Below are 502 nucleotides of genomic sequence, written 5' to 3' on the forward strand. Positions count from 1 at the left end.
TGACACTGCCTTTTACGTTAATAACATCAAGCATTTGGCGTACAACGTTGATCTCGCCATTTTTGCTCTCAGTCGGCTTTTGACTCAAAACGAGGCCACGTTCAGTGTCGTAGGCGGTAACCAATTGTAACGCTGTTTTTTTGTCATTTCGGTATGAGCCACGCAGCACTTTTCCATCGAATGCGATTATCGGCTTGTGTTGACTAGTGCGTTGCTCGTTAATCCACAGGGCTAATGCCTCTAGCAAAGATTCTGCGACAACTGAACGTAAAATACGGGCTATTGTATGCCGACGTGGAATACCATGTTCAAATGTTCTGTATTTTCTCAGCCAATCTAGTTTGTCTTTCCCAAACAATTCAATATCTTGCCATCCTTCACATCCAGATGCGATGGCGCTAATTACAAGGAACATGACATCGATAAGATCATGCTTCTGATTAATGTCTGACCGAGTGTCTTGGACGACTGATAAGTGTTCGATTAAGTTCAAAATGGCTGT

The 502-nt window shown here is 43.0% G+C and carries 1 protein-coding gene; it reads right to left on the reverse strand.

Annotation, left to right across the window (positions count from 1 at the left end; all coding sequences use genetic code 11):
• On the reverse strand, positions 1-493 hold a 493-nt coding region (locus AB4384_RS22930; RefSeq protein WP_372130154.1), incomplete at its 3' end, for an ISAs1 family transposase.
• Positions 494-502 lie beyond the last annotated feature (9 nt).

Source organism: Vibrio sp. 10N.261.51.A4 (assembly GCF_041471945.1).
GTDB classification, from domain to species: Bacteria; Pseudomonadota; Gammaproteobacteria; order Enterobacterales; family Vibrionaceae; genus Vibrio; species Vibrio crassostreae_C.